A 26982-nucleotide genomic window follows, 5' to 3' on the forward strand; every position below is an offset into this window, starting at 1 on the left:
GCCGCCATGCGATGGACGCGGCCGCCCTACGCCGGAAAGATATGGATCGGGACATGCAGCCTCGGCCATAGTGCAGGGCAAATAAACGACCGGAGGATCGCCGATGACTGCCAGCCCCGTCCTGTGGAGCCTCGATCAGCGTGGGGTTGCGACCGTCACGTTGAACCGGCCGGAGGTGAACAACGCCTATGACGGCGCGCTGATATCGGGCGTGCTCGCGGCCATGGACGAGCTGGCTAAGAAGCCGAACCTGCGGGTGGTCGTTCTCAGGGGCAACGGCAAGCATTTCCAGGCCGGCGCGGACCTCAAATGGATCAATGGCGTGCGGCCGCAATCGGCCGAGGCCAACGAGGCGGCCTCGCGGGCGACCTTCGAGGCCGTGCAGCGGCTCAACACCGTGGCCGTCCCGACGGTCGCGTTGGTGCAGGGCGGCTGTTTCGGCGGCGGCACCGGCGTGATCGCGGCTTGCGATGTCGTGATTGCCGCGGACAACGCGCTGTTCTCGATCGCCGAGGTGCGATGGGGCCTGACGGCGGCCATCATCATCCCGCAGCTCTGCGATGCGATCGGTGTCCGACAAGTGCGCCGCTACGCGCTGACCGGCGAACGCTTCGGCGCAGAGGACGCCCGCCGCATCGGCCTCGTGCACGAGGTGGTGGCGCTCGCAGATCTCGAAACCGCAGGCGCCAAGGTGGTCGAGCAGCTGCTCGCCAACGGACCCGAGGCGATGGCCGAGACCAAGAAGCTCGCGCTGGAGAGCTCGTTCGGCGGCATGGCGGTGGACGATGCGGTCTACAAGCGGCTGGTGCAGCTGCATTCGCTCAAGCGCCAGAGCACGGAGGCGGCGGAGGGGCTGGCGTCATTTGCCGAGAAGCGGGCGGCGAAGTGGGGCGGCGGAATAGCCTGAACGTCAGCAGCCGCGGCAGATGTTGTTGATGCTGCGGTGGACCGCGTCGTCGTCCTGCCGCATCTGGCGCAGCGTTTCGAGCGTGTTGCTCTCGGCGATTGCTGGCGCCCGCTTGCGCTTCGCCGCGAGCTCGTCCTCCTGCCGCTTGTAGCAGGCTTCGCGCTCGGGCTTGGCCTGGATGAAGCGGCAGTTCTGCTCCACGGCCACGGCGGGGCAGGTTGAGATCGCGAGAACGACCAGGCCGGGCAGGGCGAATTTCAAAAGCGTCGAATCCATCTGTGAACCAAGGTGCTGGTCGTCGCCCGGCTTGACCGGGCGGCCCAGTACGCCGCCGCCTCTCCGTACACGTTTGACGCCTCTGGAATACTGGATCGCGATGACAGTGGGGCGCGACGGCTCTTCTCTCAGGTCCGTCGTCTGAGGGCAATCGCCATTTTGTCCACCCGATGCTGCTCACAGCGACGGCGCCAGTGACGTTTTCAGCAGCGTCAGCAGCGCCTGCACCGCGGCCGCGTTGCGGCGCCGCTCGGGAATTGCAGCTTTCACCCACAGTTCCGGAATCGGAAAGTCGCGCAGCACGGGCTTCAGCCTGCCCTCGCGCAACGCATCCGCGACGAGATAATGCGAGATCAGTGCGATGCCGTTGCCGGCGATCGCGCTGCGTGCCAGCACGTGTCCTTCGTTGGAGGACAGCAGTGGGCTGACCTGGATGCTGATGCGGCCGCGCGGTCCGTCGAAGACCCATTCCGGTCCGGTCGGCATGAAGCTGAGGCAGCGATGCTCGACCAGATCGCGCGGATGTCTTGGTGTGCCATGTTTCTTCAAGTAAGCCGGCGAGGCGCAGAGCAGCCGCTTCAGCGGACACAGCGGCTCGTCGATCACACCGCCGAACGAATGCGGGAAGGCGCCGATGGCGATGTCAAAACCTTCGGTGACGGGATCGACGGGACGATCGATCAGCACGATCTCGAGCTTCAGTCGCGGATTCTGGGTCTGGAAGGCGCTGAAGGCGTCGGCGAGCCGTGCCACGGTCAGCGAGGTCGGCGCCTTGATGCGCAAGTGATCGACGAGATCGTGGCCCTTCTCGCCCATGCGCGAGAGCAGATCGGTCGCATCGGCCACGACGCCGCGCGCGCGATGCACATAGCGCTGCCCGGCTTCGGTGAGCCGCAATTGCCGGGTCGAGCGGTGAAACAGCGGCGTGCCGATTCGTGTCTCCAGCTGCGTGACGCGCTTGGCGACCACCGACGTCGAGACGTTGAGCTTTCGCGCGGCGGCAGAGAAGCCGGTGGCATCCGCGGTGGCGAGGAAGGCCTGAAGGTTCACCAGGATATCCATGTCGATCTTTCTCGATTCGCGAAAGCTGATCGCGTATTTTGGTGGATTGTACGCTTGCTCGCGTTAATTCATAGTCGCCCCAAGCAAGAGATTCCGGGAGCGGACGCGCCATGCGGGCCACGATGATCGAAGAACCGGCACGACGAGTGCCGCTCTATGGCGAATATGAAGTCGTCGTCCTCGGCGGTGGTCCGGCCGGCATCATGGCGGCGGCGTCCGCGGCGCGGGCCGGACGGCGGACCTTACTGATCGAACGCTACGGCTTTCTGGGCGGCATGGGCACCGCAGCCGGTGTCACCAACTTTTGCGGCCTGCACGGCAACGTCCATGGTGAGCACCGGCGGCTGGTGCAGGGCATGGCGTCGGAGCTGCTGGCGCGGATCGATCATCTCAACGGCCTCAATGCGCCGCATCTGATCCTCGGCAAGGTCTTCGCGCAAGCTTACGACACCGCGGCCTACAAGATCGCGGCCGACGAGCTGCTCGCCAGCCACAAGGTGAATATCCTCTTCCACGCGCTCGGCGCCGGCGTCGTCATGGCTGATGAGCGCCGCATCGACGCGTTGCTGGTCGAGACCAAGGCAGGTCGGCAGGCCGTGCGCGCGGAGATATTCATCGACTGCTCCGGCGACGGCGATCTCGCGGTCTGGGCCGGTGCGCCATTCGAAATCGGCGACGCGCACGGCCATCCGCTCTATCCCTCGATGATGCTCCGCCTCAACGGCATCGATCCCGCAAAGGCCGGCGAGGCCTGGCGCACCATTCCGCAATTGATGGAAAAGGCCGCGGCCGCCGGCACCCACGCATTCCCGCGCAAGAGCGCGATCGTGCGGCCGCAAAAGTCCGGCATCGAGTGGCGGGTGAACTTCACGCAAGTCGCACGCGAGGACGGCCACGCCATCAACGGTATTGAGCCCGACGATCTCACCCGCGGCGAAATCGAAGGCCGCAAGCAGGCGCTCGCCGCGTTCGAATTCCTGCGCACGGTGCCGGGCTTTGAAAAATCCTACATCGTCGATCTGCCGCCGCAGCTCGGCATCCGCGAGACCCGCCGCATCAAGGGCGGCTATCAGCTCAGCGGCGAGGACGTGCTCGGCTGCGCCTCTTTCGCGGATTCCATCGGCGTCAACGGCTGGCCGATCGAAGCCCATGTTCCCGGCGACGTCGTCTTCACCTTCGCGCCGATCCCGGAATCCCGCGGCTACAACGAGCTGCCTTACCGGATGCTGGTGCCTGACCGCGTCGACAATCTCCTGGTCGCCGGCCGCTGTGCCTCGATGACCCATGAGGGTCAGTCGGCGGCGCGGGTCTCCGGTGCCTGTTTCGTGATGGGTGAGGCCGCCGGTTCCGCGGCGGCGCTGGCGTTGTCCGGAAACAGGATCCCGCGTGACATCCCCGTTGAAAAATTGCAGGAAACGTTGAAACAACAGGGCGCTTTCGTCGGGCGAGATCAGGCTGTGCCCGAAGGCCTTTAACGGACTGCAAGACAACGACGGTGGAGGGAACGGGATGATCGGGATAGTGCGGCTTGCGCTGGCAGGCCTGGTGGCGATCATGGCGATCGGCACCGCGCGGGCCGAGGACGCGCTGAAGGCCAAGATCGGCGTGCTCCGCCTGTCATCCTCCGCGCCGGTCTTCATCGCGCAGGACAAGGGCTACTTCCGCGACGTCGGCTTGGAGGTCGAGCTGAAATTCTTCGACGCGGCGCAGCCGATCGCGGTGGCCACCACCTCCGGCGACGTTGATTTCGGCGTCACCGCCTTCACTGCGGGCCTCTACAATCTCGCCGGCAAGGGCGTGCTGAAGGTGATCGGCGGCATGAGCCGCGAGAAGCCCGGCTATCCCCTGATCGGCTATTTCGCCAGCAACAATGCCTTCGCCGCGGGCTTGAAGACGCCGAAGGATCTCGCGGGCAAGCGCGTTGCGGTCACGCAGGTCGGATCGAGCTTTCACTATTCGCTCGGCCTGCTCGCCGACAAATACGGCTTCAAGCTCGCGGATGTGAAGATCGTGCCGCTGCAATCGCTGTCGAATGCGGCCGCCGCGCTGAAAGGCGAAACCGTCGATGCCGCGCTTCTACCCGTCTCCACTGCGCGAAAGCTGATGGACGAGGGCGGCGCGAAGTTTCTGGGCTGGGTCGGCGACGAGACGCCGTGGCAGTTAGGGGCGGTGTTCGCCTCGCCGAAGACGCTGACCAACAAGGCGCTGGTGGCCAAGCTGCTCGGCGCTTTGACGAAGGCCGACCGCGAGTACCACGACGTCATCCTCGCCGCGATGAAAGACGGCGTTGCGCCGATCAATGAGCAGACAAAGCCGCTGCTGGAGATCATCGCCAAGTACACCAATCTGCCGGTCGAGCAGGTCGTCGGCAATTGCGCCTATATCGATCCCGAGGGCAAGCTGGATGTGAAGAACGTCGACAACCAGATCAAATGGCTGCAGGAGCAGGGATTCGCGGACAAGGGTTTTGACGCGAACGGGATCATCGCCAAAGACTATGTGAAGGCGGATTGATGCGGCGAGCGCCATTCCAAACCCGTCATCCTTCGAGGCTCCCATCGCCGTGCATTTGCACCGCAATGCTCGCACCTCGGGATGACGCGGCGCGAATCGAAGGTGCCGCATGGACCTGATCGCCAGCCACATCACCCATCGCTTCGGCGATCTCGCCGTGCTCGACGACATCTCTTTCACCGTTAGCGCGGGCGAGGTGGTGGCAATCGTGGGGCCCTCCGGCTGCGGCAAGAGCACGCTGCTGTCGATTCTCGGCGGCCTGCTGCAGCCGACCTCCGGCGCGCCCGAGCTGCGCGGCGCGCCGCCGGCGGACAGCCTCAATCCGCTGACCTTCGTGTTCCAGGATTTTGCGCTGCTGCCCTGGGCAACTGTGGAGGAGAACGTCGAATTTCCGTTGCTGCACACCCAGCTCTCGGCAGCCCAGCGCCGCGCGCTGGTCGAGGACGCCCTGCGCCGCACCGGCCTGACCGATTTCCGCCAGACTTATCCAAAGCAGCTGTCCGGCGGCATGCGCCAGCGCGTCGGCATCTCGCGCGCGCTTGCGGTGAAGCCCGCCATCCTGCTGATGGACGAGCCGCTGTCGGCGCTGGATTCGCAGACGCGCGAGCTCCTGATGGAGGATTTCGTCCGTCTGCTCGCCGATGGCGGCATGGGAGCGGTCTACGTCACCCATAATCTCGAAGAGGCCGCGCGGCTCGCCGACCGCATCGTTGTGCTGTCGCGGCGACCGGGGCGCATCCGCGAAGTCGTGCCTGTGCCGATGACGCGGGCGGCGCGCGGCGAGATCACTGCGCGTGAAAAGCTGCTGGACTTGCAGAACCAGATCTGGTCGCTGATCCGCAACGAAGCCATCGACGCCGAGCGCGAGGTTCAGCATGCTTGATCGCGCCGGCCTGCCTGCGAAGGATGAGACGACGCGCCGCGTCCACTTCCGCGGCGCCGGCTTCGTGCCTGCCTCGAGCCGTTTCGGCGGCTGGATTGCGCTCGCGCTGGTCATCGCGATATGGCAGGCGGCGGGCAGCACCAAGCTCGTCAACCCGCTGTTCCTGCCGGCGCCCTCGGCGATCGCGCGCGCGATCTACCAGCTCGCGGTCTCAGGCGCGCTCTGGCAGCATGTGTCCGCTTCGCTCTTGCGCATCGGCATCGGCTGGCTGCTTGGGACAGCGGCCGGCGTCGCCGTCGGCTTTGCCATCGGCCTGTCGCGGCTCGCGCGCAGCGTCGGCATCACTTTCATCTCGGCGCTATTTCCGATCCCGAAGATCGCGCTGCTGCCGCTGTTGATCCTCTGGCTCGGGATCGGCGAAGAGCCGAAGATCGCGACCATTGCGCTCGGGGTGTTCTTCTCGACCGCGATCTCGGTCTATAGCGGCGTCGATGCGGTGCCGCGCAACCTGATCCGGATGGCGCAGAGTTTCAACGTGCCCTTCGTCACCATCGTGCGCAAGGTGATCTGGCCGGGCGCGCTGCCCGGCATCCTCGCCGGCTTCCGCATTACGGCTTCGGTGGCCCTGCTGCTCGTCGTCAGCGCCGAGATGATCGGCGCGCAATACGGCATCGGCGCCTTCGTGCTGCAGGCCGGCAATCTGATGCAGACCGATCAGCTGCTCGCCGGCGTGGTGATCCTTTCGGTATTCGGGCTGGCGGTGGGAAAGGTGATCGGCTGGCTGGAGATGCGGCTGTTGCACTGGCGGTAGCCACGTCCGTCATTGCTGTGCATGTTCACTAATTCGCTGATTGGATCGCTCCAGCGGAGGAACGATCCGATGCGAGACAACAGCTATGACCGAACGGTTGAACGCAACTATCTGCAGAAGTGGCGTTTTCTGATTTCGGAGTATGAGGCGGTGAAGGCTGGCCGATCGCCGCTGTTCAAGCGGGTCGGCGACTTCTACCGGCACCACGGGACCTGCTCGCAGACGTTCCGCAAGTATTACAATCGCTATCTGCAGAGCGGCGAGGACGCGGATCTGCTGCCGCGGCGGCGCGGCCCGAAGTGGCGGGAACGGCGCGAGCCGGAAGGGATCGAGGCTGAGATCGTCGCCCATCGCAAGCGGGGGATGAACCGTTATGAGATTCATGCCGCCTTGCGCGAAACGCGCGACACGGTACCTTCGCCGATCACGATCTACCGGGTGCTGAAGCGCCACCGCCTGAACCGCCGCACGCCGGCGATGCGCGAGGAGAAACGCCGTATTATCAAGGACAAGCTCGGGGAGCTGGGCCACGTCGATCTGCATCAATTGCCGCGCGATATGTTCCTCGCGCCACCCCCGGTCACGGCCTACATCATCAGCCTGATCGACAGCTGCTCGCGTCTGGCCTGGGCCGAGGTCCTGACATCCAAGAAGGCGCTGCCGGTCATGTTCAAGACCCTGAAGATGATCAACACCCTCAACGTCACCTATGGGCTCGTCTTCCAGGAAATCCTGTCCGACAACGGCGCCGAGTTCGCCGCCCGCACCAAGCCGGCCGAGCATCCATTCGAGGCCATGCTGCTCGAGCTCGGCATCAAGCACCGCTACACCAGGCCCTATCGGCCGCAGACCAACGGCAAGGTCGAACGCTTCTGGCGTACCCTCGATGACGACGTCATCGAGGGTACGACCTTCGACAACCTGGACCACTTCGCCAATGAACTGTTCGAGTACCTCGTCTACTACAACAACCACAGACCCCATCAGGCCTTGGCAGGACAAACTCCCAAGGCTTTCGCCGCTTCCAAGACCACCGCGATCCAATCAGCGAATTATTGAACATCGACAGGGCAATGACGGGGTGGTTAGCCCCAGTGCCTCACGCGTTCCCGCGATCTTCCCTGAACAAATCCAGCTTCTGCTGCACGGGCCGATCCGAGAAGCTGAATAGCACGGCGTCCTCATCCGCCTCGTGCGTCACCCAGTGCCAGCTCGGGACGACGAACAGGTCGCGCGGGCCCCACTCGAAAACGGTGTCGCCAATGCGGCTGCGTCCCTTGCCCTCGATCGGGCAGAACACCGTCGCATCGGTCGAACGATAGCGCGCGGTGCCAAAACCCTTCGGCAGCAATTGAATGAACGTGCCGATCGTCGGCATCGCGAAGTCGCCGGTCTCGGGGTTGCTGAACTTCAGCTTCAGTCCGTGACATGCGTCCCACTCCTGGCTCGCGCGGGCCTTCTCCAGGGCCTCTCGGGTATAAGCGTAGGGATAGCTGAAGATGGGCGATGTCTTCGAGCTCCGCTTGACGTCGACCGGCAAGAGGTTGTGGCCGTAGCGGGCAAAGCTGTCGCCGGCCGGTTTTGTAATTTTCTGCTGGTCCTCTTTCGAACCTTCCGCGAAGGAGCAGTCGAAGAACTGCACCAAAGGAATATCGAGGCCATCCAGCCAGAACATCGGCTCATTCGTCTCGTTGGAATGATCGTGCCAGGTCATCGACGGCGTGATGATGAAGTCGCCGGGCTCCATCGCGGTACGTTCGCCGTCGACGGCGGTGTGGGCCCCCTTGCCTTCGAGCACGAAGCGCAGCGCCGACTGGCTGTGACGGTGCGCAGGCGCGACGTCGCCGGGCACCACCATCTGCACGCCGGCATAGAGCGAGGTTGTGATCTTGGATTGCCCGCGCAGGCCGGGATTCTCCAGCACCAGAACGCGCCGTTCGGCCTCCTTGGCGGTGATCAGCTTGCCGGCCTCCGTCATGTAGTCGCGGATGACGTCGAACTTCCAGAGGTGAGGGCGGCACGCGCTCTTCGGCTCCGGCGTGATCAGGTCGCTCATCACCGTCCAGAGCGCGGTGAGATTCTCGCCGTCGATCTTCTTGTAAAACGCCTCGCGTTCCGGCGTCTTGGTCACGGCTTCCATGGCGCGCCTCCTGTTCGTTTTCTAAATTGACAGTATACTTACGATCTAGGTAGCGTCAATGCGACGAGTGAACTACAAGACAGTCATTCCGGGGCACGCGAAGCGTGAACCCGGAATCTCGAGATTCCGGGTTCTATGCTGACGCATCGCCCCGGAATGACAAACGGGAGGGGTTCCAATGAAGCTGCACGGCTATTTCCGCTCCAGCGCCGCTTACCGCGTGCGGATCGCGCTGAACCTGAAGGGACTTGGCGCCGAGCATTTGCCGCATCACCTTCGCAAGGGCGAGCAATGTGCGCCCGCTTATCTTGCCATCAACCCGCAGGGCCTGGTGCCGGCCCTGGAGAACGATGCAGGTGCAGTGCTGACCCAATCGGTCGCGATTATCGAGTGGCTCGACGAGACTCACCCTAATCCGCCGCTGCTGCCGAAAGATCCGCTGCGGCGCGCCAAGGTGCGCGCGTTCGCGCTCGCGATCGCTTGCGACACCCATCCGGTGCAGAACCTGAAAGTGCTGGCGCGGTTGCGCGAGCTCGGCCTGCCCGAGGAGAAGGTCCAGGACTGGGCCGCCTGGGTCAATCGCGAGGGCCTTGCGGCTTGCGAGACGCTGATCAAGGACGAGCCGGTCCCGTTCTGCTTCGGCGATGCGCCGACGCTCGCCGACCTCTGCCTGGTGCCGCAGCTCGCCAATGCCCGCCGCTTCGGCGTCGATGTCTCGGCCTATCCGCGCCTGCTCAAGGCCGAGGCCGCCGCCAAGGCGCTGCCGGCGTTTGCCGATGCCGCACCGGAGAAGCAGCCCGATGCCGAATAAGCCTGCCGCTCCGATCACGATGGACGCCGTCTATGCCGCGCCGGGCTACCTGTTCCGGCGCATGCAGCAGATCGCGGTCTCGATCTTCATGGAGGAGTGCAAGGCGTTCGATCTCACGCCGGTGCAATATGCCGCGTTGGTCGCGATCCATACTCATCCTGGCATCGACGCGACGCGGCTCTCGGCCGTGATCGCCTTCGACCGCTCCACGCTCGGCAGCGTGATCGAGCGGCTGCTGGCCAAGGATTTTATCGAGCGCAAGCCGGCACCCGAGGACAAGCGGATCAAGCTGCTGTATCTGACGAAGTCAGGCGCGGCGATCCTGCGCGAGATCATCCCCGCCGTCGAGCGGGCCCAGGCGCGGATGCTGGAGCCGCTGAAGCCCGCAGACCGCAAGACGCTGATGGGGCTCTTGGCGCAACTGGTGGATCTCAACAACGAGGCCTCGCGCGTCCCGCTGCGGGCCGAGGATGCTCTGGAACATCTGGGGAAGGGCGGGTGAGGCCCTGCTGCAGCCTCTAAAGCGCGATGGGATCAGGATGAATCACCATCGCGCTTTAGGTTATTGCTTGAGCATGATCTTTTCGGAAAAGCACACTTTTCGGGATCATGCTCTAACTCCGCTGTCATTCCCCGCGCAGGCGGGGAATCCAGTACGCCGCGGCTTCTCCATTCTAGCCGCGCCGTCTCTGGAATACTGGATCGCCCGTCTGCGCGGGCGATGACAGCGGTTGTGTAGCGGCGCGAGTGCGCTCCTGACTGTCCTCGCCCTCACATCCGCAGCAACGCCTGCCGGTCGATCTTCCCCGTGCCCGTCTTCGGCAGCTCGTCGATGAAAATCACCTCGCGCGGGTATTTGTAGGGCATTAGCCTGCCCTTCACGTAATCCTGCAGCCTGCGCGTCGCTTCGACCTGATCGGCAGCGCGGTCGTTCATCACCACCACCGCCTTCAGCGTCATGCGACGATCCGGTAACTCGGCGGCGAACACCGCGCATTCGCGGATGTCGGGGTGGTCGGCGAGACAGAGCTCGACTTCGAGCGGATAGACCCACTGGCCGGAGATCTTGATGAGATCGTCCGCGCGGCCGCGGAAGAAGTGAAAGCCGTCGGCATCGCGGACGAAGCGGTCGCCGGTGTAAATCCAGCCGCCCTTGCGAATGGTTTCGGCCGATTTGTCCGGCCGATTCCAGTACAGCGGCGTGTTGGAATCGCCGCGGACCCACAAGATGCCTTCCTCGTTGTCGCCGACCTCGTTTCCATCCGTGTCGCGCAGCGCGACCTCGTAGCCGGGCACGCGCAAGCCGGCGGCACCGAGCTTCTTCTGCTCGGGGCGGTTGGAGAGATAGATGTGCAGCACCTCGGTCGAGCCGAGACCTTCGACGATCTCGAGGCCGGTGAGTGTCTTCCAGCCGTTGAAGACCTCGGCCGAGAGCACCTCGGCGGCGGAGAGCGACAGTCGCAGCGACGAGAAGTCGGTTTTGTCCGCGCCTTCGGCTTTTGTCAGCGACGTGTAGAGCGTCGGCAGGCCGAAGAAGACCGTCGGCTTGTATTGCTCGATCGCCGCGAAGATCGACGCAGGCTTCGGCTGGCCCGGCAGCAGCAGCGTCGCGGCGCCGGCCGAGAACGGGAAGGTGACGGAATTGCCGAAGCCGTAGGCGAAGAAGATCTTCGGCACCGAGAAGCAGACGTCATCGGGCGTCAGTCTCAGCACGTTCCGCGCAAAGGCGGCTTCGCTGTAGGCCATGTCGTGCTGCAGATGCACGATGCCCTTGGGGCGCCCGGTCGAGCCGGACGAGTACATCCAGAACGCCATTTCGTTGCGATGAGTCGGCGCTTCCGCCAGCTCAGTCGGGAACTGCGCGAGCCAGCTTGCCGCGGCGGCTGCCCGCGGCGCCGCGTGATCGCCCACCCCGCCATTGGTGACGATCAGCGTCCGCAGGCCCGTGTCCTTGCAGGCCTCTGCATTGAAGCGCGCGCAGAATTCGGACTCGACGACCGCGACAGTCGCGCCGGAATCGGCAAGATAGAATTGGAGGAGATCCGGCGGCGTCAGCGTGTTGATCAGGAGCGGCACGAAGCCGGCACGCACGGCGCCGAAGAACGCGGCCGGATAGGCCGGCGTGTCGTCGAGGAACAAGAGCACGCGGTCGCCGCGCTTCAGCCCAAGCGAGGCGAAACCGTTGCCCCAGCGGCAGGCTTCGCCGCAGAGCTCGCCATAGGTCCGCGTGCCTGCCGGACCCACCAGCGCGAGCTCGTCGCCGCGGCCTTTGCCGAGATTGTCGAACAGCACGCGGCTGGCATTGTAAATCTCAGGAATGGCAAAGCCGATCTCGCGCGCGCCGGGGCTGTCTGCGGGCACCTGGTCTCTGATCTCGTTGCTCATGGCGCATCTCCGCCGTTCTTGGCCGCCTCGTAGCGGGCCATGAAGGCCGGCGACATCGCGCGCAGCCGGGAATCGTCGATGCGGCCGGAGCGGGTGATATAGCTATAGGCAAAGTCCATGAGGGGAAGCTTCATGTGTTCGGCGAAGTGTTCGTACCAGGACGCACTCGTGCGCGCGGCATCGACGAGCTTCTGCACGATCGGCTTGCGCGTAGCCTGATAGCGATGCAACGCGGTCGCAAGATGCACATCCGACTCCAGCGCCTTGACCAGCGCGATGGCGTCCTCGATCGCGAGCCGCGTGCCCGAGCCGATCGAGAAATGTGCGGAATGCAGCGCGTCGCCGAGCAGCACCATGTTCTTGAACGACCAGTGCTCGTTCCAGACCCAGGGAAAGTTGCGCCAGACTGATTTGTTGGAGACGAGGCAATGACCGCCGAGCGTGTCGGCAAACACCTCCTCGCAGATGCCCTTGGACTGCTCGACGTCCTTGTAGGCGAAGCCATAGGCCTGCCATGTCGCGTGATCGCATTCGACCAGGAAGGTGCTCATGGTCGGCGAATAGCGGTAGTGATGGGCGTTGAAGGTGCCGCGGTCGGTCTTCACGAAGGTCTGCGACAGCGTGTCGAAACGTTTCGAGGTGCCGTACCAGACGAACTTGTTGGAGGAGTAGGACAATGAGGTGCCGAAATCGCCCTCATAGGCCCGGCGCACCAGCGAGTTCAGCCCGTCGGCGGCGACGATCAGGTCGTGGCCATTGAGCTGGTCGATGGCCTGAATCTGCGTGTCAAACCGCGGCGTGATGCCGGCGTCGAGCGCGCGCTGTTGCAGGAACTTGAGGAGCTCGAGCCGTCCGATCGAGGAGAAGCCGACGCCGTCGATGGCGACGCTGTCGCCGTGCAGGTTCAGCGTGATGTTCTCCCAGCTCTCCATATGCGGGGCGATCGCATCGACCGTCTCGGGGTCGTCGGCGCGCAGGAACTCAAGGGCCTGGTCAGAGAACACGACGCCAAAGCCCCAGGTCGCGTCGGCCGGGTTCTGTTCGAACAGGTCGACCTGATCCTCGGGGTGGCGCTTCTTCCAGAGATAGGCGAAGTAGAGCCCACCGGGCCCCCCGCCGATCACGGCGATCCGCAACGTCTGCCTCCCTAATTGACAGTATACTTACTATCTAGGGATAGACTAATGTGCTCCAGCGCCCGGCGCCAGCGGAATTATCGGCGTGGCCGGCACGCCATAGCTCGCCTTCAGGCCCACGTTTGCGGGTGCCCGAAAACGTCAGATGCGAATCATAGCCAAACCGGGCCGGATTGGCCACCCGGGCGCGTCAGACGCAGCGCCTCACATAGACCCCGTTCACCAGCACCCTGGTGCAACGGACCGCGGGCACCGGCTTGCGGACCGCGACGGCTGCGTTCGGACCGGCGCAGCCGGCGCGATAGACGCCGCGGGCGCACACCACCGCATTGGCATCGGTGGTCCCGAACGTCATGGTTGCGGCGAAGGCGAACAGAGCAGAAGCAACGAGCAGCAATGAACGCATGTTGTCCTCCCGGTCTTGTCGTGATCGAAACTGAGTCTCCACCCGCCGCAATTCAGTGCTGCGGAGGTGCATAGTCCGCTTCGTCTTATCTCGCGGCGAAAGGTGCGAGTACCTCTCTGCAGGCCGGCGAGAGCGATGCCGCCCGATTGGAAATGCATTGTATGATCCGGCCGCCGCCGGGCGCCACGCCGGCGCAGAGCGTGCGGATATCGGCGCCGCAGGCCGATCTGGCGATGAACAGCTCCTCGCGCGGCAGCAATGGCCGCAGCACGATCGTGGCCGGCGCCGCGGCGGGCCCAGTCGCGGGAGCCGCACCTGCAGGTGCCGCCGTAGCCGCTGGACCGGATGCCGCGCTCAGCGCGCCTTGGCAGGAGGGTGAGACTCTTGCCTTGTTCTTCTCCAGGCATTCGAGCGCAGCCGCGCCGCCCGGCGTCACGCTCGCGCAGACTTTTGGATAGTCGGACCGGCAGGCGCTCTTGATGGCGGCGACCTGCGCGCTGCTCGGCTGCTTGGCGGGGGCAGCCTTTGCCGCCGCCGCTGGCGCGGCCGGCCTGGCCGGTTCAGCGGGCGGCGTGCTAGGCGCCGCCTGGGCCTTCGGTGCGGCGGGGGCCGCCGGCGCAGCTTCAGTCTTCGGCGCGGCCGGAGCGGCTTCAGCCTTCGGTGCCGCTGGGGGCTCGAGCGCGCGAACGGCGGTCTGGCATCCCGATGACAGGCTGGACATGTTCTTCTGCAGGCATTGAAACGCTTCCGCGCCGCCCGGCGTCACGCTCGAACAACGTGCCATGAAGTCCGACCGGCATGCCGAGCGGATAGCGCTCTTCTGGGCTTCGGTCGGCGCTTGCGCGACGGCGACCGTTGCAGTTGCGAACAGCACTGCTGCTGCCAGCAATGCGCTGCGCGTGGAGCCATGCTTCAATTTCCCGAACATCGGTATGAGTTCCTGCCCTATAGCTGGAGCGCTCTAATGACCGTTCGGCGCTCTAAAAAAAAGTGATGCGATTGCAATCGTCGGGAGCCATGCGATGCATGGCATCATTGGCCGCTTTGTCCGCGACCGCAAGCAGATTGTGTCGAAGGACGGCGCTGTGGGGCGACGCTACAGTTTCACCATGCGCTTGCCGCGGTTCTCGCCCGCGAGGAGCCCGATCAGCGCTTTCGGCGCATTCTCGAGCCCGTCGATGATGTCCTCCTGCACCTTCAGCTTGCCGGACTTGACCCAGGCTTGCAGGTCGGCGAGCGCGCGCTGGCTCTCCTTCATGTAATCCATCACGATGAAGCCCTGCATGACGAGCCGCTTCACCACGATCAGCCCGGGCACGCCGCGCGGGCCGTGCGCGGCGGGCGTGCCGTCATATTGCGAGATCGCGCCGCAGCAGGCGATGCGGCCGTAATTGTTCATCTGCGGCAGGCAGGCTTCCAGAATGTCGCCGCCGACATTGTCGAAATAGATGTCGATGCCGTCGGGGGCGGCGCCGCGCAGCGCCTTGAACACCGCGCCGTCCTTATAGTCCACGGCAGCATCGAAGCCGAGCTCGGAGGTCAGCCAGTTGCACTTATCAGTGCCACCGGCGATGCCGACCACGCGACATCCCTTGATCTTCGCGATCTGCCCGACGATCGAGCCGACCGAACCCGCGGCCGCAGAAACCACGACCGTCTCGCCTTCCGTGGGCTTGCCGATCTCCAGGAGACCGAAATAGGCGGTGAGGCCGGCGATGCCGAACACGCTGAGCAGATGGGTCATCGGCTCGAGCTTCGGCATCTTGGTGAGATGCTTTGCCGGCACCGCGGCAAATTCCTGCCAGCCGGTGTCACCGAACACGATGTCGCCGGGCGCCAGCCCCTCGGCCTTCGAGCTCACGACCTCCGCGATGGCGCCGCCGGCCATCACGCTGTTGGCCTCGACGGCGGAGCGATAGGTCGCGCCGTGCATCCACGCGCGGTTGGCGGCGTCGAGCGAGATGTAACGCACGCGCAGCAGGGCCTCGCCGTCCTTCGGTTCCGGCACTGTGCTCTCCAGCATCTTGAAATGCTCGGGGCCGAGCTTGCCGCTGGGTTTTTCCACCAGCAGAATCTGGCGATTGATATGTCCGCTCATGGCGTTTCCCTCTTTGATTGTCCTGCCGATCACTGATGCAGTCGCCGCAAACAAAACGTGCAGGCCGCATGTGTTGTGCGCTGCATGAAGGCTAGATCGCCGCATCCCGTTTCACAACGGGAACATCGTGAAAACGCGGTCGCACGCAAAGCGTGTTGCGTCGCTCGGATATCTGCGACATCATGAAGCGTCGGCGTATGTGGGGGTAAGCGATGTCCAACAGGTTCACGCAATACATTCTGACGGCGATGGTGCTCGGCATCATCATGGGTTCGGCGATCTACAATTTCCTGCCCGACACGCGCGCCGACTGGGCGTCCTCCATCAACCTGATCGCCATGATGTTCCTGCGCCTGATCAAGATGATCATCGCGCCCCTGGTGTTCGCGACCCTGGTCGGCGGCATCGCCCATATGGGCTCGGGCTCCAAGCTCGGCCGCATCTTCGCCAAGACCATGGGCTGGTTCATCAGCGCTTCCTTCATCTCGCTGCTGCTCGGCCTGATCATGGTCAATCTGCTGCAGCCCGGCGCCAACTTCCCCGGCACGCTGCCGCAGGCGGGTCAATCGACCGGCCTGCCGGTCTCGGCCTTCTCCATCGAGAAGTTCCTGACCCATCTGATCCCGACCTCGATCGCGGATGCGATGGCGCAGAACGAGATCCTGCAGATCGTGATCTTCGCCGTGTTCTTCTCGGTGGCGATGGGCTCCATGCCCGAACGTTCAAAGCCGATCTTGGCGATGATCGACGACATCGGCCACATCATGCTGAAGGTGACAGCCTACGTCATGCTGTTCGCCCCGCTCGCGGTGTGGGCCGCGATCACCGCAACAGTGGCCAAGAACGGCCTCCTGGTGCTCTGGAAGCTCGTCGTGTTCATGGGCGGCTTCTATCTCTCGCTGGCGATCCTGTGGACCATCCTGGTCATCGTCGGCTTCATCGTCATCGGTCCGCGCTACAGCCATCTCTTGAAGCTGGTTCGTGAGCCGTTGATGATCGCGTTCTCGACCGCGAGCTCCGAGGCAGCCTATCCGAAGACGCTCGAGGCGCTCAACCGCTTCGGCGCCTCGTCGCGAATCTCGAGCTTCGTGCTGCCGCTCGGCTATTCCTTCAATCTCGACGGCACGATGATGTACTGCACTTTCGCGGCCGTCTTCATCGCGCAGAGCTATCACATCGACATGCCGCTCGGCACCCAGCTCGCGATGCTGGCGACGCTGATGATCACCTCGAAGGGCGTCGCCGGCGTGCCGCGCGCCTCCCTCGTGGTGATCGCCTCGACCCTGGCGCAGTTCAACATCCCCGAGGCGGGCCTCTTGATGATCATGGGCATCGACACCTTCCTCGACATGGGTCGCAGCGCCACCAACGTGATCGGCAACACGCTGGCGACCTCGGTCGTGGCGAAGTGGGAAGGCGAGCTTGGGCCCGAGCATGCGATGGGGCCGGACGACGCCGTGCCCGACGACATGGTGCCGGGCGAAGTGCCTGCCATGGCCGGCCATGGTTAGGGGTGAACCATGGGCCAGGCACTGGCGAGGTCAGTGATCGGCGGCGTCCTCTGGGTCGCAGCAGCATCGTTGCTCGCGACCTCGGCGGCCGCACAGACCGGCGGCAGCGAAGGGCTCAGCCCGACCCTTTCGGCTATCAAGACAGCGCACGCCGTGCGGCTCGGCTATCGCGAGAGCTCGCCGCCGTTCTCCTTCCTCGATCAGTCCGGCCGTCCGATCGGCTATAGCCTCGAGCTCTGCGAGGCCATCGTCGAGGAGATCGGCGTCGAGGTCGACGATCCCAATCTCAGAATCGAGTACGTCAAGGTCACCTCGGACGACCGGATCGACGCCGTGCTCCAGAACAAGATCGACCTCGAATGCGGCTCGACCACCGCCAATGCCGAGCGCGGCAAGCGCGTCGCCTTCTCGCCGCTGATGTTCGTCGCCGGCACCAAGCTGATGGTGCCGAAGGGAGCGGCTGTTTCCGGTGTCGCAGATTTGAAGGGCAGGACCGTGGTGGTGACCAAGGGCACGACCAACGAGCAGGCGATGCACGCCGTCGACAAGAAGCTCTCGCTCGGCCTCAACATCGTCACCGCGCCGGATCACGAGCAGTCGTTCCGGATGGTAGCCGACGGCAAGGCGGATGCGTTCGCGACCGACGACATCCTGCTCTACGGCCTGATCGCCCGCCACAAGGCACAGGAATATTTTCGCGTGGTCGGGGACTATCTGTCCTACGACCCCTACGGCATCATGTTCAGGAAAGGCGAGCCGCAACTTTCCGCCGTGGTCGAGCGCGCCTTCCGCAAGCTCGGCTCCAACCGTGACCTCGTCCCGCTCTACAACAAATGGTTCACCGCGAGGCTCCCCACGGGCGAACGCCTGAACGTGCCGATCTCGCTGCAACTGGAAGAGGCCTTCAAGGCCATGGACGATTCGCCCAGCGGCAATAATTAGGGGGATGTTGTTGTAACGCTCGCGCGGTGATCTCGGTTCACCCCTCCCCCTCGTCGGCCCACGAGGGGAGAAGGGATTGCAGCGTGCACGTGGCGCTCAGCGGCTTCCCCCAAACACCCGATCAAGCGCCGCGTCATACGTCGCCTGCACCAGCTCCGGATGCAGTTTGCCCAGCGCCTCCATCATCACGCCGGAATTGATCTCGAGCACTTTCCATTTGCCGTCGGCATGGACCACGTCGATCGACGCGAAAGCAATACCGATGGCGCGCGCGGCATCGCTCGCGAGCTTCACGCAAGCCGCGCGAAGCTCGCCGTCCGCGAGCAGCACCGGCTTTGCGCCGGCATCGAGATTGTGCCGCCAATCCGAGCCACGCTGCTTGCTGTAGACGACTTGGGGAACATCATCGAGCAGCACCACGCGGACCTCCTCCTCGATGGCGATATAGGGCGAGATCACGAGCCCTGTGCTCATCGAAAAGACCTCGCTGGCGGCGTGGTCCAGCTCCGCCTCCGTCGTCACCTTGAACACCGAGCGCCCCGATGTCCCCTCGTTCGGCTTCACCACCACGCCGTGCGGATGGTTCTGAAGCAGCCCAACCATTGCCTCTCGCCAGGCGGCACCAACGACATCCTTGCCCAGCCTCGGGTTGAGGAAGAGTCGATGGGGAACGCAGGGCACGTCCGCCAGCGCCAGCGCCTCCGCGGTGGCCGATTTGTCGTTGGCGAGGCGGTGCGCGATGGCGCTGTTGAGGCCGATGTCGTAGCCGAAGGCGAAGTGGCGCTTCGGTCCCCGCCGCATCGCGATCAGCCAGCCGCCGGAGCGGACATCGACTGCAATGCCGCGGTCCGCACAATAGCGCCTGATCGCCTGAACGAAGATTCGCTCGCCGCTTGCCATGGTCCTTCGTCGCTCCTGTCGCCAAAAGCCGCAAAAATGCGGGAAGCGGCGCCAATCGGGATGAAAATCAGAGCTATTCTTAATGAAATTCTCGCGAGCGCGACGGAAATTAAGTGCTCCGACCACGCATCAGGGAGGAAAGAAATTGCCCTCCGCGCCTGTCCGGCAGCAGATTCATTAATGATGTGGCCAGTTCTGCCGCAAATGCCGGTTTGATCGGCATCAATTGCATCCGAAACGAGGTTGATTATTGGTCTCAATGGCGTAGATCACACACGCGAAATCCTCCGCCATGGCAATGGTGACCGCCCGTTTTCAGGGCCGGGCAACGCTTTTGCACTAAAACCGCAGTTATTCGGAATATCGAAAATCATGAGCGCGTTTTACCGAGAGAAGGTTCTTTCCGTCCACCACTGGACCGACACGCTGTTCAGCTTCCGGGCCACGCGCGATACCGGCTTCCGGTTCCAGAACGGCCAGTTCGCCATGATCGGCCTGGAGATCGACGGCCGCCCGCTGCTGCGCGCCTACAGCATGGCGAGCGCCAATCACGAGGAACAGCTCGAGTTCTTCTCGATCAAGGTGCAGGACGGCCCGCTGACCTCGCGCCTGCAGAAGATCAAGGAAGGCGACACCATCCTGGTCGGCCGCAAGGCGACCGGCACGCTGATCACCGACAATCTGCTTCCCGGCAAGCGGCTGATGCTGCTCTCGACCGGCACGGGCCTCGCGCCCTTCGCCAGCCTGATCAAGGACCCCGAGGTCTACGACCAGTTCGAATCGATCGTGCTGGTGCATGGCTGCCGCCAGGTCTCCGAGCTCGCCTATGGCGAGAAGCTCGTCGCGACCTTGCGCGAGGATGAGCTGTTCGGCGAGCTGCTCGCGGACAAGCTCGTCTACTACCCGACCGTGACCCGCGAGCCGTTCAGGAACCGCGGCCGCATCACCGACCTCATCAACTCCGAGCAGATCTTCAACGATATCGGCCAAGGCCCGCTCGATATCGCAACCGACCGCATCATGATGTGCGGCAGCCCGGCGATGCTCGAAGAGCTGAAGGCGATGTTCGAGAGCCGCGGTTTCGTCGAAGGAAGCGGCAACAAGCCCGGCCATTTCGTGATCGAGAAGGCCTTCGTCGAGCGGTAAGCGCCACGCCTCGTGCCCCGGACGCAGCGTCTTTCAGCGCTGCGCTGCAGAGCCGGGGCCCATCTCGCGCATCGTATGGTGTTGTATTCTGGATCCCGGGTCTGCGCTTACGCTTGCCCGGGACACCTCCTGGCTTGCGGCCGCTTGCAGGCTAACCCAGCCCCGTCCCTCTGCTGCACCGCAAAACCCGTCCATCGGGCTGATTGATTTGTCTCGGCCGAATTCGCTAGCCTGAAACAGGGGCCGCGTCATATCCGTATGACAGGCAAAGGCGTATCGTACCGCCTCATGCTGGCGAGAGGATGGGAATCGTGGCCGACGACAACAAGACGCAGGAAGCTCCGAAACGTCTGCCGCTGGCGGAAGAGGGGATCCTGGAAACCCTGCTGCTGCCCTTCTCGCCGCGCTTCATCGTGCTGACGATCTGCGCGGTCGTCACCGCGCTCTTGATCGGCATCGGCATCGTCGACCGCAAGATCTTCGACATTCTGCTGGTCCCGATCCTGATCTTCGGCGGGCTGACGCTGCTCGGCATCCGCGATCTCTTGCAGAAGAGCCACGCGGTGCTGCGCAACTACCCGATCTCCGCGCACATCCGCTTCCTGCTCGAAGAAATCCGGCCCGAGATGCGGCAGTACTTCTTCGAGAGCGAGAAGGACGGCATGCCGTTCTCGCGCGACACCCGCGCGGTGGTCTATCAGCGCGCCAAGATGGAGCTCGACAAGCGTCCGTTCGGCACCCAGGAGGACGTCTATCGCGAGGGTTACGAGTGGATGCATCACTCGGTCTCGCCGAAGCCGCATGCCAAGGAAAAATTCCGTGTCGTGATCGGTGGGCCGGAGTGCGCAAAGCCCTATTCGGCCTCGGTGTTCAACATCTCGGCGATGAGCTTCGGCGCGCTCAGCCCGAATGCGGTGCGGGCCCTGAACGCCGGCGCCAAGAAGGGCGGCTTCGCGCACGACACCGGCGAGGGCGGCGTCAGCCCGTATCACCGTGAGATGGGCGGCGACATCATCTGGGAGATCGGCTCAGGCTATTTCGGCTGCCGTCACCTCGACGGCTCCTTCGACCCCGAGGCGTTCGCGCGCGTCGCCAGCGACGACCAGATCAAGATGGTCGAGCTCAAGATCAGCCAGGGCGCCAAGCCCGGCCATGGCGGCGTGCTGCCGGCGGCCAAGGTCTCGGAGGAGATCTCGAAAATCCGCGGCGTGGCGATGGGCGAGGACTGCATCTCGCCGGCCTCGCACCGGGTCTTCTCCACGCCTATCGGCATGATGCAGTTCATCGCGGAGATGCGCCGCCTCTCCGGCGGCAAGCCGGCCGGCTTCAAGCTGTGCATCGGCCATCCCTGGGAATTCCTGGCGATCTGCAAGGCGATGATCGAGACCGGGATCTATCCCGACTTCATCGTCGTCGACGGCAATGAGGGCGGCACCGGCGCCGCTCCGCTGGAGTTCATGGATCATCTGGGCATGCCGATGCGCGAGGGCGTCAATTTCGTCCACAACGCGCTGGTCGGCATCAATGCGCGCGACCGCATCAAGATCGGCGCCTCCGGCAAGATCGCCACCGCGTTCGACATGGCGCGCGCGATGGCGATCGGTGCCGATTGGTGCAATTCGGCGCGCGGATTCATGTTCTCGCTCGGCTGCATCCAGTCGCTGAGCTGCCACACCGACCGCTGCCCGACCGGGGTGGCGACGCAGGACCCGACGCGGGCGCGCGCGCTCTACGTGCCGCTCAAGATCGACCGCGTGCACAATTATCACCATGCGACCCTGCAATCGCTGACCGAGCTGATCGCCGCGGCCGGCCTCGAACACCCGCAGCAGTTGCGGCCGATCCATTTCAGCCAACGGACGTCGACGACCCAGGTGAAGTCCTTCGCCCAGCTGTATCCCGCGCTGCGCCCGGGCGAACTGCTCGAGGGTACGGAAGATCCGCGCTTCCACGACGGTTGGCGGATGGCGCGTGCCGAGACGTTCCAGCCCGCGCTGTGAGCGCAGCTCCGCCGCATGATTCCGCCGGCTATCCCGGTGCAAATTTCCCCGGAGCGAGGAGATCTTAACGTTTGTGTCAGCTTTGCGTGTAAATTGGGGGCATGAACGAGCGACGCAACGATGGCAGGCAACGCGTGCTGAAGGCCGCAACGATCGAATTCGGCGGCGGCGCGATCGATTGCACCGTCCGTAACTTTTCGAGCGGGGGCGCTGCGCTCGACGTGACGAGCCCCGTCGGTATCCCCGAGCAGTTCACCCTGTTCGTCCAGTCCGACGGACGACATCTGCCCTGCACCGTAATCTGGCGCAAGGAAAAGCGGATCGGCGTGAGCTTCGGGCGAGGGTCGAGTTAGCCGGAGCGAGTTTGTCCACGCCGCCGCCTACTCGCCGCGCCGGCTCGCCAGGATCTTGTCGATCCTCCGCCCGTCGAGATCGACCACCTCGATGTGCCAGCCGGAAAAATCGAAGGCGTCGCCGACATTGGGCAGCGCATTGAACTGTTGCAGCACGAGGCCTGCGACCGTGTTGTAGCGGTGCGGCGGCAATTCGACGCCGAGCAGCTCGCCGAATTCGTCGACCGGCATCCAGCCGGAGATCAGCAGTGAGCCGTCGGCGCGCCTGATGAAGGCCGGCTCGGGCGGTCCTTCCTCGGAATGGAAGGCGCCGACGATCGACTCGAGGATGTCGGCGGCCGTCACCATGCCTTCGAAGGCGCCGTATTCGTCATAGACGAAACCGACGTGAACCGGAGCCGCTTTCAGGATGGTCAGCACGTCGCGCGCATCTGCCGACACCGGGATGCCGGGCGCCTCGCGCACGAGTCCACGCAGGTCCGGGTTACGTTCGTTCATATAGGCAACCAGCAGGTCCTTGGCCTGGAGCACGCCGATCGGCCTGTCGCGGTCGCCGTCGGAGACGGGGAAGCGCGAATGCGGACTCTTGGCGATGATCTCGCGGATGGCGGCCGGATCGTCGTTCAGGTCGATCTCGTCGACCTCCGTACGCGGCGTCATGACCGCGCCGACCGGCCGGTCGCCGAGCCGCATCACGCCGGCGATCATCTCCTTCTCGCCGGGCTCGAGCACGCCCGCGCTCTCGGCCTCGCTGACGAGATGATGGATCTCGTCCTCCGAGACCTTCTCTTCGGCCTTGCCGCCGCGGCCGAGCAGCGTGAGGATCAGCTTGCCGGAGACGTCGAGCAGAAAGACGAGCGGCAGCGATATCTTCGCCAGCGCGTGCATGGCGGGCGCGACCCGGACTGCGATGCTTTCGGGGTCGCGCAGCGCGACCTGCTTCGGCACCAGCTCGCCGACGATCAAGGTGGCGTAGGTGATCAACGTGACCACGATGCCGACCCCGACGATGTCGGCAAGCCCTGAGGAGAGGCCGAGCTCGAGCAGCCATTGCGTCAGCCGCTGCCCGAGTGTCGCGCCCGAGAACGCGCCGGAGAGCACGCCGACCAGCGTGATGCCGATCTGCACTGTCGACAGGAACTTGCCGGGATCAGCCGCCAGCGTCAGCGCCCGCTCGGCGCCGCGCACGCCCTTGGCCGCGAGCAGCGACAGCCGCGCCGGACGCGACGACACCACCGCCAGTTCGGACATGGAGAGCAGGCCGTTGATGACGATCAGGACGACGACGATGACGAGTTCCAGCGAGAGCATTGACATTCCGGAGGTAAGTAAGAGTGGCCGGATGGCGGCGCACGCCATTGATATAGGTATTCGGTGGGGAGGTGCCGGCAATTCTGCGCATCCGGCCCTCGGGGAACCCCGCGCGGGGGCGTTTTCACCGTCCTTCACGATCACGCCGCCCGCTCACCGCGGCCGAACTCTCGCTGATGGATCGCATGCAGGGGCGCGTGGAGGCCGGCCGCAAGCGCATCGAGGCCGGCATCGACCAGCTCGGAAATCCGCCCCGGATCGCGACCGCTATGAAGGCGGCAACCGAATCCTATTTCGGTAAGGCCGCGGCTGCCGTGGACAAGGAGATTCCCGCAGCCCGAAGCGACGGCAAGTACGGCACCAACGCCGACGAATTGGCGACCGTGATCGTGCCGGCGATCCAGATTTTCTATGGCGTGCGCGACGCTGCGCGGCACGAGCCAGGCCGGATCGGCCTCCCCCAACGTGCTCGCGTCGGCCAGATCGCTGTCCGGCGAGAGCACGCGTCTCAAGAGCGAGGTCGGAAAATTCCTGGACGCGATCCGGGCGGCGTAGAGTCCGTTGTGAGCGGAGGCGATTTCATCTAGGCTCGCAGCCCCGGGGATGTCGCAGCCTCCCCGTGAAGTGGTGATCCCACGCAAGCGCTGCTCGCTGATTCATGGAGCGAGCAATGGACGGGATCGCCACCGAGCTTCCGCTTTTCCTGCTTGCCACCTTCGCCGGCGCCTTCGTTGCCGGCCTTTCCGGCTTCGCCTTCGGTCTCATCGCGGCTTCGCTATGGCTCTACGTGCTGACGCCGCTTCAGAGCGCCAGCCTGATCGTCGGCTTCGGTCTTCTCGTCCAGGGCTATTCGGTCTGGAAGCTGCGCGCTGCGCTCGACTGGCGCCGACTCTGGCCTTTCATCGCCGGTGCAGTCATCGGCGTGCCGGCCGGGGTGTCGCTTCTGACCTGGGCTGATCCGAAGAGTGTCCGCATCGCGGTTGGCGCAATTCTGATCGCCTATAGTCTCTATGCATTCTTCCGGCCGCAGCTCAAGCTCGTGGGCACCGTGACGCCGGCCGCCGACATCGCGGTCGGCTTCGTCAACGGCCTGCTTGGCGGGCTGGCAGGTCTTGCCGGCATCGTCGTCACCATCTGGTGCAATCTGCGCGGTCTGCCCAAGGACGTGCAGCGTGCCACATTCCAGCCGGTCGCAGTCGTGGTGTTCGTCATGGCGGCGCTCTGGCTGGGCGCCAAGGGGGCGCTCTCACTCGACACGGCGAAGCTGTTTGCGCTCGGCCTGCCGTTCCTGTTCGTCGGAACGTGGAGTGGGCTGAAGCTGTTCGGCCGGATCGATGAGGCCACGTTCCGCAAGATCGTGCTGGCGCTGCTGTTCGTCTCGGGCGCCGCGGTGCTGTTCTGAGCCGCCGCTCAGAACTCCCCGTGCAGCCGTCCTGAAAACACCGATACCGGGCCGCGATCGGCATTGTAGGCGGGATTGACGATGAGCTGGTAGTCGGCGGTGAAGGTCAGCGCCTTGTTCAGCGCGTAGGCGTAGTAGGCCTCCAGCACGCGTTCGCGGCGATAGTTGAGGCGGCCGTCGCCGATCAGCGGCCCGAGACCGCCGGCGGCGATGAAGTCGCGATGGTCCTGCGACAGCGCATTGATGGCGCCGGCGATGCCGACGACGTCGTCGGGCCGGCCCCATTTGGTGCCTTTGACCGAGACGCCGCCGGATAGGCTGCTATCGATGTCGGTGAAGGTCATGATCTCGTTGCGGCCGTCATTCCAGCTCCAGCGGCCGAACACGCCGATGTCGTCGGTGATGGCCTGTTCGAGGTTGAACGCGTATCCATATTTGATACGGCCGCGGCGAGTCTGGCTGATATCCACGCCGAACGCGGGATTGTCCAGCGTCTCGCGATAGCTGCCGGCGAAAGCGCTGTTGACGAAACCTAGCGTGCGCAGCTTGCCCGGCTGGCCGAACAGCGAATAGCGCGTCTCCAGCTCCATCACATATTCGCCGCGCCGGCCAACGTTCATGTCGAAATTGTTGGAGTTCGACTCCGCGCCGATCAGGAAATAGCCCGCGCGCAACGCCCATTGCTTCTGGTTCAATTCGGCCGTGGCGCCATAGCCGAGGCCGAGCTTGTCGGCGGCATAGTCGAACGCGCCGGAGGCCCAGATCGACCAGTTCATGAAATCCTTGCGCGGATCATGCGCGTAGGAATTGCCGTCGAACACGTCCACCACGGAGAACTTGCCGACCTGCAAGGTCAGGCGCGAGACGTCGACCTTGCCGGCAAGCTGCAGCTGGCCGCTCGCCAGCTCCTCCTGCTCGCCGCCGAAGCCGAAGGTCTGGCGCACGAACAGCCGGGAGGCGTTGAAATGCGGATAGGGGAAGCCGGACTTCTGCGCTTCACCATTGGGGAAGCCGGCGGCACCCGTCGTGTTGTTGAAGCCGAAGCCCTGCAGCAGCTCGGGATTGAAATAGACTTCGCCGCCGTCCCACAGCCGTGCATTCAGATAGAGCGAGTTGCTCCAGGTCTGCTGAAAATCCGGCGACGGGATCAGGCTGTTCGGACCGGTATAGGGTGCGCGGAACGCGGGATAGCCCTGTCCCAGCGCGGTCGACTGGCCGTGAATCTCCCAGCGATTCGACTCGGTATCGGTGATATCCGACTTTGGATTGTAGGTCGGCACGCCCGGCCAGTCGATCTTGCGATTGAGGCCGATCCGCAGGCTGTGAAAATCCATCGACGACGAATATTGCGCGGCGGAGGGGAAGGTGACGCCCACGTTCTCGAACTTGCTGTAGAGATATTCGAGCCGCGCGCTCCAATGCGGCGCGAAGGCGTATTCGACGCCGCCACCCGCGGTCCAGCCGAACCGCGTGTGCAGCACTTTTTCTTCGACGCCGCCGGTCGGCGTCGAAAGAAAACGCTCGCCGGCGAAGGCCGCGCCGCCGGTGGCGTAGAACAGCCAATTGCCATTGGCGTAGCCGAGCCGCGCGCGCAGGCTCGCGACATAGTCCCAGCGTTCCTCCGCACCCGACAGCGCAGTCGCCGCCGATGACACGACGTGGTTGGAGGGCAGATAGTTCGGAAACGAGATGTCTCCTTCGACGCCGAGCAGCAGGCCCGAATTGAAACGCCAATTGTAGCCGGCCTGGACGCCGCCGGTCGCGCCGGTGAACACATTGTTGTCGGTCGCAAGCGTGGGATCGGTCAGCGTTGCCGAGGACGTGCCGCGGGTGACGCCGACATGCGCGCCGATATAGAGGCCGGTCCAGTCATAGACCGCTTTCAGCGGCGGCGCCTTCAGCGGCAGATCGGCCGCGCGGCTGACGGCGGGAAAAACCATCACGCCCGAGGCGATTGCCGCGGCTGTCCGCAAATACCTGTAACGGTG

At 64.4% G+C, this 26982-nt stretch carries 26 protein-coding genes; 15 read left to right on the plus strand and 11 right to left on the minus strand.

From position 1 onward, the window contains the following. Positions 1-103 precede the first annotated feature (103 nt). Positions 104-907 (plus strand): enoyl-CoA hydratase-related protein, encoded by an 804-nt coding sequence (locus tag BRAD3257_RS03145; RefSeq protein ID WP_122400615.1) that lies wholly within the window; start codon positions 104-106, stop codon positions 905-907. Positions 908-910: 3 nt separating this feature from the next. On the opposite strand, the gene BRAD3257_RS03150 is transcribed toward BRAD3257_RS03145, so the two are convergent. Both BRAD3257_RS03150 and BRAD3257_RS03155 read right to left on the minus strand, forming a co-directional pair. Next, positions 911-1183: a hypothetical protein gene (locus BRAD3257_RS03150; protein WP_122400616.1), complete on the minus strand. Its 273-nt coding sequence runs from the start codon at positions 1181-1183 to the stop codon at positions 911-913. Positions 1184-1360: 177 nt separating this feature from the next. After that, positions 1361-2245: a LysR family transcriptional regulator gene (locus BRAD3257_RS03155; RefSeq protein WP_122400617.1), complete on the minus strand. Its 885-nt coding sequence runs from the start codon at positions 2243-2245 to the stop codon at positions 1361-1363. Positions 2246-2355: 110 nt separating this feature from the next. Here BRAD3257_RS03155 and BRAD3257_RS03160 point away from each other — a divergent pair, with 110 nt between their 5' ends. The 5 genes from BRAD3257_RS03160 (at position 2356) to BRAD3257_RS03180 (ending at position 7512) form a co-directional block, all read left to right on the plus strand. After that, positions 2356-3720, plus strand: coding sequence for an FAD-dependent oxidoreductase (locus BRAD3257_RS03160; RefSeq protein WP_122400618.1), 1365 nt, complete (start codon positions 2356-2358; stop codon positions 3718-3720). 34 nt (positions 3721-3754) lie between these two features. After that, complete coding sequence (locus BRAD3257_RS03165; protein ID WP_122400619.1) at positions 3755-4759, plus strand: ABC transporter substrate-binding protein; 1005 nt, start codon at positions 3755-3757, stop codon at positions 4757-4759. A 109-nt stretch (positions 4760-4868) separates the two neighbouring features. Further along, entirely contained in the window at positions 4869-5642 is a 774-nt protein-coding gene (locus BRAD3257_RS03170; protein WP_122400620.1) for an ABC transporter ATP-binding protein, read from the plus strand. Then, positions 5635-6453, plus strand: a complete 819-nt coding sequence (locus BRAD3257_RS03175) for an ABC transporter permease (RefSeq protein WP_122400621.1) — start codon at positions 5635-5637, stop codon at positions 6451-6453. The genes BRAD3257_RS03170 and BRAD3257_RS03175 overlap by 8 nt, the downstream gene beginning before the upstream one ends. 69 nt (positions 6454-6522) lie before the next feature. Beyond that, entirely contained in the window at positions 6523-7512 is a 990-nt protein-coding gene (locus tag BRAD3257_RS03180) for an integrase core domain-containing protein (RefSeq protein ID WP_160118747.1), read from the plus strand. Between the two features lie 40 nt (positions 7513-7552). Here BRAD3257_RS03180 and gtdA read toward each other — a convergent pair whose 3' ends face one another. Next, positions 7553-8593 (minus strand): gentisate 1,2-dioxygenase, encoded by a 1041-nt coding sequence (gtdA, locus tag BRAD3257_RS03185; RefSeq protein WP_122400623.1) that lies wholly within the window; start codon positions 8591-8593, stop codon positions 7553-7555. Between the two features lie 178 nt (positions 8594-8771). Between gtdA and maiA the strand changes: the two genes are divergently transcribed. Continuing rightward, a complete protein-coding gene (gene maiA, locus BRAD3257_RS03190; RefSeq protein WP_122400624.1) occupies positions 8772-9404 on the plus strand; it encodes a maleylacetoacetate isomerase in 633 nt (210 codons plus the stop codon). After that, the gene (locus tag BRAD3257_RS03195; RefSeq protein WP_162500087.1) at positions 9394-9906 is read left to right on the plus strand and encodes a MarR family winged helix-turn-helix transcriptional regulator; all 513 of its coding nucleotides are present in this window, start codon (positions 9394-9396) and stop codon (positions 9904-9906) included. Before maiA ends, BRAD3257_RS03195 begins: the two co-directional genes overlap by 11 nt. 269 nt (positions 9907-10175) lie before the next feature. Here BRAD3257_RS03195 and BRAD3257_RS03200 read toward each other — a convergent pair whose 3' ends face one another. The 5 genes from BRAD3257_RS03200 to BRAD3257_RS03220 all read right to left on the minus strand — a co-directional run bounded on the left by BRAD3257_RS03200 (position 10176) and on the right by BRAD3257_RS03220 (position 15429). Continuing rightward, entirely contained in the window at positions 10176-11789 is a 1614-nt protein-coding gene (locus tag BRAD3257_RS03200) for a benzoate-CoA ligase family protein (RefSeq protein WP_122400626.1), read from the minus strand. Further along, the gene (locus tag BRAD3257_RS03205) at positions 11786-12925 is read right to left on the minus strand and encodes an FAD-dependent monooxygenase (RefSeq protein ID WP_162500088.1); all 1140 of its coding nucleotides are present in this window, start codon (positions 12923-12925) and stop codon (positions 11786-11788) included. Before BRAD3257_RS03205 ends, BRAD3257_RS03200 begins: the two co-directional genes overlap by 4 nt. 190 nt (positions 12926-13115) lie before the next feature. Beyond that, positions 13116-13331 (minus strand): hypothetical protein, encoded by a 216-nt coding sequence (locus BRAD3257_RS03210; protein WP_122400627.1) that lies wholly within the window; start codon positions 13329-13331, stop codon positions 13116-13118. An 85-nt stretch (positions 13332-13416) separates the two neighbouring features. Next, entirely contained in the window at positions 13417-14259 is an 843-nt protein-coding gene (locus tag BRAD3257_RS03215; protein ID WP_122400628.1) for a cysteine rich repeat-containing protein, read from the minus strand. A 168-nt stretch (positions 14260-14427) separates the two neighbouring features. Then, the gene (locus BRAD3257_RS03220; protein ID WP_122400629.1) at positions 14428-15429 is read right to left on the minus strand and encodes an NADP-dependent oxidoreductase; all 1002 of its coding nucleotides are present in this window, start codon (positions 15427-15429) and stop codon (positions 14428-14430) included. A 212-nt stretch (positions 15430-15641) separates the two neighbouring features. On the opposite strand from BRAD3257_RS03220, the gene BRAD3257_RS03225 reads away from it, so the two are divergent. Then, positions 15642-16940, plus strand: a complete 1299-nt coding sequence (locus BRAD3257_RS03225; RefSeq protein ID WP_122400630.1) for a dicarboxylate/amino acid:cation symporter — start codon at positions 15642-15644, stop codon at positions 16938-16940. 9 nt (positions 16941-16949) lie between these two features. Beyond that, on the plus strand, positions 16950-17882 hold the full coding sequence (locus tag BRAD3257_RS03230) for an amino acid ABC transporter substrate-binding protein (protein WP_122400631.1): 933 nt from the start codon (positions 16950-16952) through the stop codon (positions 17880-17882). Positions 17883-17978: 96 nt separating this feature from the next. Here the strand turns inward: BRAD3257_RS03230 and BRAD3257_RS03235 are convergent, their stop codons facing one another. After that, entirely contained in the window at positions 17979-18782 is an 804-nt protein-coding gene (locus tag BRAD3257_RS03235) for an ATP-grasp domain-containing protein (RefSeq protein ID WP_122400632.1), read from the minus strand. Positions 18783-19154: 372 nt separating this feature from the next. On the opposite strand from BRAD3257_RS03235, the gene BRAD3257_RS03240 reads away from it, so the two are divergent. From BRAD3257_RS03240 to BRAD3257_RS03250, 3 genes are all read left to right on the plus strand, one after another. Continuing rightward, entirely contained in the window at positions 19155-19928 is a 774-nt protein-coding gene (locus tag BRAD3257_RS03240; protein WP_122400633.1) for a ferredoxin--NADP reductase, read from the plus strand. A gap of 302 nt (positions 19929-20230) precedes the next feature. Continuing rightward, a complete protein-coding gene (locus BRAD3257_RS03245) occupies positions 20231-21928 on the plus strand; it encodes an FMN-binding glutamate synthase family protein (protein ID WP_174221544.1) in 1698 nt (565 codons plus the stop codon). 101 nt (positions 21929-22029) lie between these two features. Continuing rightward, positions 22030-22281: a PilZ domain-containing protein gene (locus tag BRAD3257_RS03250; RefSeq protein ID WP_122400634.1), complete on the plus strand. Its 252-nt coding sequence runs from the start codon at positions 22030-22032 to the stop codon at positions 22279-22281. A gap of 27 nt (positions 22282-22308) precedes the next feature. Here BRAD3257_RS03250 and BRAD3257_RS03255 read toward each other — a convergent pair whose 3' ends face one another. Then, positions 22309-23592: a hemolysin family protein gene (locus tag BRAD3257_RS03255; protein ID WP_122400635.1), complete on the minus strand. Its 1284-nt coding sequence runs from the start codon at positions 23590-23592 to the stop codon at positions 22309-22311. 185 nt (positions 23593-23777) lie between these two features. Between BRAD3257_RS03255 and BRAD3257_RS40690 the strand changes: the two genes are divergently transcribed. Continuing rightward, positions 23778-24179 carry a hypothetical protein gene (locus BRAD3257_RS40690; RefSeq protein WP_244608070.1) on the plus strand — a complete coding sequence of 134 codons (402 nt, stop codon included), beginning with the start codon at positions 23778-23780 and terminating at the stop codon, positions 24177-24179. A gap of 83 nt (positions 24180-24262) precedes the next feature. Further along, complete coding sequence (locus BRAD3257_RS03265; RefSeq protein ID WP_122400636.1) at positions 24263-24994, plus strand: sulfite exporter TauE/SafE family protein; 732 nt, start codon at positions 24263-24265, stop codon at positions 24992-24994. Between the two features lie 8 nt (positions 24995-25002). Here the strand turns inward: BRAD3257_RS03265 and BRAD3257_RS03270 are convergent, their stop codons facing one another. Further along, the gene (locus BRAD3257_RS03270) at positions 25003-26934 is read right to left on the minus strand and encodes a carbohydrate porin (RefSeq protein WP_244608066.1); all 1932 of its coding nucleotides are present in this window, start codon (positions 26932-26934) and stop codon (positions 25003-25005) included. Positions 26935-26982 lie beyond the last annotated feature (48 nt).

The sequence above is a fragment of the Bradyrhizobium vignae genome, from assembly GCF_900324035.1.
GTDB classification, from domain to species: Bacteria; Pseudomonadota; Alphaproteobacteria; order Rhizobiales; family Xanthobacteraceae; genus Bradyrhizobium; species Bradyrhizobium vignae.

Coding starts and splice junctions, on each gene's coding strand:
- BRAD3257_RS03230 (WP_122400631.1), top strand. CDS start 16,950: ATGGGCCAGGCACTGGCGAGGTCAGTGATCGGCGGCGTCCTCTGGGTC.
- gtdA (WP_122400623.1), bottom strand. CDS start 8,593: ATGGAAGCCGTGACCAAGACGCCGGAACGCGAGGCGTTTTACAAGAAG.
- BRAD3257_RS03160 (WP_122400618.1), top strand. CDS start 2,356: ATGCGGGCCACGATGATCGAAGAACCGGCACGACGAGTGCCGCTCTAT.
- BRAD3257_RS03235 (WP_122400632.1), bottom strand. CDS start 18,782: ATGGCAAGCGGCGAGCGAATCTTCGTTCAGGCGATCAGGCGCTATTGT.
- BRAD3257_RS03265 (WP_122400636.1), top strand. CDS start 24,263: ATGGACGGGATCGCCACCGAGCTTCCGCTTTTCCTGCTTGCCACCTTC.
- BRAD3257_RS03150 (WP_122400616.1), bottom strand. CDS start 1,183: ATGGATTCGACGCTTTTGAAATTCGCCCTGCCCGGCCTGGTCGTTCTC.
- BRAD3257_RS03195 (WP_162500087.1), top strand. CDS start 9,394: ATGCCGAATAAGCCTGCCGCTCCGATCACGATGGACGCCGTCTATGCC.
- BRAD3257_RS03270 (WP_244608066.1), bottom strand. CDS start 26,934: ATGGTTTTTCCCGCCGTCAGCCGCGCGGCCGATCTGCCGCTGAAGGCG.
- BRAD3257_RS03210 (WP_122400627.1), bottom strand. CDS start 13,331: ATGCGTTCATTGCTGCTCGTTGCTTCTGCTCTGTTCGCCTTCGCCGCA.
- BRAD3257_RS03180 (WP_160118747.1), top strand. CDS start 6,523: ATGCGAGACAACAGCTATGACCGAACGGTTGAACGCAACTATCTGCAG.
- BRAD3257_RS03225 (WP_122400630.1), top strand. CDS start 15,642: ATGTCCAACAGGTTCACGCAATACATTCTGACGGCGATGGTGCTCGGC.
- BRAD3257_RS03255 (WP_122400635.1), bottom strand. CDS start 23,592: ATGCTCTCGCTGGAACTCGTCATCGTCGTCGTCCTGATCGTCATCAAC.
- BRAD3257_RS03250 (WP_122400634.1), top strand. CDS start 22,030: ATGAACGAGCGACGCAACGATGGCAGGCAACGCGTGCTGAAGGCCGCA.
- BRAD3257_RS40690 (WP_244608070.1), top strand. CDS start 23,778: ATGCAGGGGCGCGTGGAGGCCGGCCGCAAGCGCATCGAGGCCGGCATC.
- BRAD3257_RS03175 (WP_122400621.1), top strand. CDS start 5,635: ATGCTTGATCGCGCCGGCCTGCCTGCGAAGGATGAGACGACGCGCCGC.
- BRAD3257_RS03200 (WP_122400626.1), bottom strand. CDS start 11,789: ATGAGCAACGAGATCAGAGACCAGGTGCCCGCAGACAGCCCCGGCGCG.
- BRAD3257_RS03220 (WP_122400629.1), bottom strand. CDS start 15,429: ATGAGCGGACATATCAATCGCCAGATTCTGCTGGTGGAAAAACCCAGC.
- BRAD3257_RS03170 (WP_122400620.1), top strand. CDS start 4,869: ATGGACCTGATCGCCAGCCACATCACCCATCGCTTCGGCGATCTCGCC.
- BRAD3257_RS03145 (WP_122400615.1), top strand. CDS start 104: ATGACTGCCAGCCCCGTCCTGTGGAGCCTCGATCAGCGTGGGGTTGCG.
- maiA (WP_122400624.1), top strand. CDS start 8,772: ATGAAGCTGCACGGCTATTTCCGCTCCAGCGCCGCTTACCGCGTGCGG.
- BRAD3257_RS03215 (WP_122400628.1), bottom strand. CDS start 14,259: ATGTTCGGGAAATTGAAGCATGGCTCCACGCGCAGCGCATTGCTGGCA.
- BRAD3257_RS03155 (WP_122400617.1), bottom strand. CDS start 2,245: ATGGATATCCTGGTGAACCTTCAGGCCTTCCTCGCCACCGCGGATGCC.
- BRAD3257_RS03245 (WP_174221544.1), top strand. CDS start 20,231: ATGGGAATCGTGGCCGACGACAACAAGACGCAGGAAGCTCCGAAACGT.
- BRAD3257_RS03240 (WP_122400633.1), top strand. CDS start 19,155: ATGAGCGCGTTTTACCGAGAGAAGGTTCTTTCCGTCCACCACTGGACC.
- BRAD3257_RS03165 (WP_122400619.1), top strand. CDS start 3,755: ATGATCGGGATAGTGCGGCTTGCGCTGGCAGGCCTGGTGGCGATCATG.